Annotated in this window: 2 protein-coding genes; both read left to right on the top strand. The window is 52.2% G+C overall.

Translation table 11 applies throughout. The features are described from left to right. Window positions 1-432, top strand: a 432-nt coding sequence (gene recR / locus J4F31_12545; GenBank protein ID MCE2497381.1) for a recombination mediator RecR, incomplete at its 5' end; no start/stop codon positions are given. Between the two features lie 131 nt (window positions 433-563). Continuing rightward, window positions 564-1,109, top strand: coding sequence for a nucleotidyltransferase (locus J4F31_12540; protein ID MCE2497380.1), 546 nt, complete (start codon window positions 564-566; stop codon window positions 1,107-1,109). The last annotated feature ends 61 nt before the right edge of the window (window positions 1,110-1,170 follow it).

The raw sequence follows: 1,170 nt of genomic DNA, 5'->3' as shown, positions 1-1,170 counted from the left end.
TTTTGCGAGCGATGTCGCAATATCGCGGAAAGCGAATTGTGCGACATCTGTCAGGACCCGGCACGCGATCGGACCAAGATTCTGGTCGTGGAAGAACCCAGCACCTTACATGCGATTGATCAGAGTCGCGGGTACAAAGGTCTGTATCACGTCTTGATGGGCTCGATCTCTCCTCTGGACGGGGTGGGGCCGTCCGACATTCGCGCGAAGGAATTGGAAGCGCGCGTCCGGGACGATGGCGTGAAGGAAGTCATCGTGGCGACGAATCCCACCATCGAAGGCGAAGCCACGGCCATTTACCTCACGAAACTCCTGAAGCCCTATGGGGTCAAGGTCTCGCGGATTGCGTACGGCATTCCCGTCGGCATGGATATCGAATACGCCGACGACGTCACGCTGACCAAATCCATCGAAGGCCGCCGTGAATTGTAGCAGTTAAAGCACCTACATCCTTCGCTACGCTCTCGGCAGGCGAGGGAGGGGAATCAGAAGAGCAGTCCCGCATTCCGTCAGCGAATGCGAGACCATTTCCAATCCCGCTCAGGGTTTTCGGAACTCACAAAATGAGTCAGGAATTAGAAGTCCTTCATATGGTCACAAGCCGACTGGCGGAAGCCGGCATTCCATACATGGTCACGGGATCGATTGCAATGAATTACTACGCGATCCCGCGTATGACGCGGGATATTGACATTGTGATCGAGTTGTCGGAGGAGGACGTGGAGGAAACCGTCAGGTTGTTTCAAGGGGATTTCTACGTTGATCGCGAAATGGTGCAACAGGCCGTGAAAGACCGATTGATGTTCAATGTCATCCACAATGCGTATATGATTAAAGTTGACTTGATTGTTCGAAAGAACAGTGACTATCGCAGAGAAGAATTTTCTCGGAGGCAAGCCGTGAAGGTTGATAATCATTCATTTCACATAGTTGCGCCGGAAGACCTCATTCTCTCCAAGCTCGATTGGGCTAAAGATTCGCATTCAGAGATACAATTGGGCGACGTCAGAAATCTATTGGCTGCCGTACCAGAGTTGGATCACGATTATATGGCCGGGTGGGCTGAGCGCCTTGGGTTAAAAGAACTGTATCAGGAAGTGATGGCGTGAAGGATACCTCCATCGAGATGGCAGAACGATTTCGAAGCATGATATTGGCCCGGTCGGGAGA

Source organism: Flavobacteriales bacterium (genome assembly GCA_021296215.1).
Taxonomy (GTDB): Bacteria; Bacteroidota; Bacteroidia; order Flavobacteriales; family ECT2AJA-044; genus ECT2AJA-044.
This window is presented reverse-complemented; position numbering and strand designations above follow the sequence as displayed.

Coding starts and splice junctions, on each gene's coding strand:
- J4F31_12540 (MCE2497380.1), top strand. CDS start 564: ATGAGTCAGGAATTAGAAGTCCTTCATATGGTCACAAGCCGACTGGCG.